2 protein-coding genes, 2 pseudogenes and 1 riboswitch are annotated in these 3,305 nt (G+C 60.1%); all 4 genes and pseudogenes read right to left on the bottom strand.

All coding sequences use genetic code 11. The features are described 5' to 3' along the window. Positions 1-1,130: pseudogene (locus C9413_RS30000) on the bottom strand (alkaline phosphatase); the annotation flags it as partial. Between the two features lie 86 nt (positions 1,131-1,216). Continuing rightward, positions 1,217-2,110 (bottom strand): annotated as a pseudogene (locus tag C9413_RS30005) (DMT family transporter); the annotation flags it as partial. A 91-nt stretch (positions 2,111-2,201) separates the two neighbouring features. Continuing rightward, a riboswitch (FMN riboswitch) is annotated at positions 2,202-2,354 on the bottom strand. A gap of 120 nt (positions 2,355-2,474) precedes the next feature. Next, positions 2,475-2,750, bottom strand: a complete 276-nt coding sequence (gene hupB, locus C9413_RS30010) for a DNA-binding protein HupB (protein ID WP_028739578.1) — start codon at positions 2,748-2,750, stop codon at positions 2,475-2,477. Between the two features lie 205 nt (positions 2,751-2,955). Beyond that, on the bottom strand, positions 2,956-3,305 hold a 350-nt coding region (locus tag C9413_RS30015; protein WP_348648815.1), incomplete at its 5' end, for a S16 family serine protease.

Genomic DNA, 3,305 nt, shown 5'->3' on the forward strand with positions numbered 1-3,305 from the left:
ATGACTCCTCCGAAAACATATCCTGCTGCTCCAAGCACGAAGAAACACGTCATGCCCCCAACGGTGGCTGCTCCCAGCCACTCCGTGTAGACCCCATCAGAGGAGGAGCGGCCTTCCGGATACTGCCAGAGAACCGCCACGGCGCGCTCGAAGGAGCTGCCGGCTTCGTAGAGAACCTTGCCGGTCTTGTCGAAGATCGTGAACCCGCGCGAGCCGCCTTCATAATCGCCTTCGTTGGCGACCACGAGACGGTTGTCGTCCAGCCATTTCACAGCGTCCGGTTCGCGCAGAACACCCTTCAGTTCGCCAGCAAACCTTAGCGCCCCGTCCTTCTTCGTGTCGATATCGGAAAGGTCCGTGCTGCCCGCGGAGAAATGCGTCTTCACCTGCGCGGTTTTGGCGTCGATGATGACGATCTCGTTGTTTTCCTGCAATGTCAGTGCGATCTCATCTTGGCCGTTGAAGGCGACGAATTCCGGCTCCGGGTCCTCCGGCGCGACGGCCGAGAGGCCGGTCAGCGCAACGTGCTTGATCGTGCCGCAATCGACCGTTCCGTCCTTGACCTGAAAGATCGCGAGAGCGCCTGCCGGCATCTGCGGGATCTTGCCATCGTTGACGTCTTCGTCGCGCTCGTTTTCGATGGCGATGGTGCCGAGCGTCTTTTCCTTGTTGAGCGCGATCGAATCCGGCTGACCGCCGAGATCGCAGATGTTCTCGATCTTTTTGGTGGCGACGTCGACGATTGCCAGATGGCCGGAAGGCTTCTGCTTACTCTCGCCGGTGTTGACGGCAACGAGCGCCTTGCCCGCTGCCGACGTAACGGATGTCGGCTCGCCGTCCATCATCAGCACGCCGCCGGCCTTGGGGGCCTTGGCATCGATGATGTCGACGAAGCCGATCGCGCCGAGCGGGCTGTCGCTGTAAATCAGCGTCCTGCCGTCATCGGTGGCGGTGATGATTTCGGCGGAGGTCGTGGAAAGCTTGTCCTTGCCGGCGGGCAGGTTTGCGGCAACCGGGAAGGACGCAATACGATTGAAAACAGGCTCCGCAGCGGCCGGGGACGCAACGGACGCGAGAAGCACGGCAGCCAGGGTAGCCTGGCGCGATGAAATGGTCATGAAATCCCCCATGTGTCGAATATCCGAAACGGGGGATTTTTGAGGGACGCTGATGACAGACACATGACAGGCGGCGCGTTTTGCACCGCCATGTTCGATGCAGCCGTCTGCTCGCGGCGCAGTTCGTTGCGCATGATGAAGAGGGAGGCGCAAAAGATCAATGCCGCTCCGAGCCAGAGGTAACCGGTAGGCGCATAGCCGAAGACGGGCCAACCGGCAAAGACGTTGAGCGGCAGTTTGAGATCGTCGAAGGGCTGCCCATAGGCAGCATCGGCCGCTGTATAGGCAAGTGTGAGAAAATACTGCGCGAGCACAGTCAGCAGGCCGGCGAGTACGAAAAGCCCCAGCTTGACGCCCGCCGGAACCTCGAAGCCGGCCGCCAGCGCAAGCCCGCCATTGATGGGCGTCAGAAGCACCAGCAGCCAGACCGTGATGGTTTCGGGCCGCTCGATTCCCGTCAGATTCTTGGTGATCAGCGAGGAAGCGCCCGGAGCAGCGCCGAGAGGATCGGAAGCAGGGCCGCCCAAGTGAAACTGACCGACCAGGGCCGCAAGATGATCATCGCACCGGCAAAGCCGGCGACCGTTGCCGTCCGACGGGCCGGACCAACCCGTTTCCTGAGCAAGGGTCTCGTACCGAGAATGATAAAAAAGGCGATGTCATCACCAGCGCGGTCGCCTGCCAGATTGGCACGGAGGCGAGCCCCGTGACCCAGGCTTCGACGCCAAGCGCCGCACAGGCGACGCGCACGACATGGCGCCAGGATAATTGGTGCGCATCGCCGAAAAGCCGGCCCGGTAGAGGAACGGCAGGGAGAAGACGAGCGCGAAGGCATATTGCCAGAAGGCAATGGAGGCTGACGGGAAGGCAAGCTTCATCGCCGCCCATTGCGTGACGACGTTGAGGATCGAGAAGACCACGCCGGCCAGCACCATCCAGGCGGCACCTGCCATGGCATGCGACGTTGAAATAATGAGGGAAGTCTGATTCAGGTCATTCATCCAAGATAAAAAGGACCAACACACATCAGGACGCATGAGCGCAACAGCACCGCCGGACAGTTCCCTGTCCCTTCGTGCATGCGATCATTCTCTTTCATCCGGACTATGACCGTCGGCTCCGGCATCGCACCTGATCTGCTGACCCCTCCCCCCCATGGGCGCGCTAAAGGCGCTCGCGGGCTCGGGCCGAGGCCCTTACCGCCGGTGGGGACTTTCACCCGCCCTGAGAACTGAAAAGCCGTAGATGAAACTTGAAAAGCCCGCAAGACCTGCGGAAAGTGGAAAGGGTCCGGCTTTCGCCGGACCCCTCCAAACCTGGGCTGCCAGTCTCGTTATCCGGCGGCCAGAAATCTCATTAGCCGTTAACGGCATCCTTCAGGCCCTTGCCGGGCGTGAACTTCGGCACGTTGCGAGCCGGAATATTGACTTCGGCGCCGGTGGACGGATTGCGGCCCTTGGTGGCAGCGCGATGAGAAACGGTGAAGCTGCCGAAGCCGGCGAGACGGATGTCGCCCTTCTTCTTCAGTTCAGCCTGGACAACGTCGAAAACAGCGTCGACAGCAGAGGCAGCGTCAGCCTTGGTGAGGCCAGCCTTTTCGGCAACTGCGGACACGAGTTCATTCTTGTTCATGTTTCCACCCCTTTCAATGGTTCGAAACGACTCAAATCTGTAAGCCAGGCACAGAATAAGTTTCATCAGGCCCGCCGCAACCCAAAAGCCCTGCAAATCAAGGAAAAGCAAGCGGCTCTGTGACGTTTTCACAAAAAAGGCTGGCGTTTTAAGCCAGCCTTTTCCGAGTTTTGCAGCATTTTGACATAAATGTGGCAGGCAGCGCTCAGTGAGCGATGGCTGCACCTGTCTCATCGAGGCCCTCGACCGTCGCGATGACCGGCGTTTCAACCGTTCCATCCCATTCGATCGGTTCAGGCCTGCGAACCAGCGCATGCTTGATCACCTCGCCCATGCGGGATACCGGGATGATTTCCATGTTGTTCTTCACGTTGTCCGGAATCTCCGCCAGATCCTTGGCATTTTCTTCCGGGATCAGCACCTTCTTGATGCCGCCGCGAAGCGCTGCGAGCAGCTTTTCCTTCAGGCCGCCGATCGGCAGAACGCGGCCGCGAAGGGTGATCTCGCCGGTCATGGCAACATCCTTGTTGACCGCAATGCCGGTCATGATCGAGA

Source organism: Rhizobium sp. SEMIA 4085 (genome assembly GCF_013004495.1).
In the GTDB taxonomy this organism is placed as follows: Bacteria; Pseudomonadota; Alphaproteobacteria; order Rhizobiales; family Rhizobiaceae; genus Rhizobium; species Rhizobium gallicum.

Bases quoted from the DNA above. Each gene is read 5' to 3' on its own strand.
- hupB (WP_028739578.1), bottom strand. From the start codon at position 2,750: ATGAACAAGAATGAACTCGTGTCCGCAGTTGCCGAAAAGGCTGGCCTC.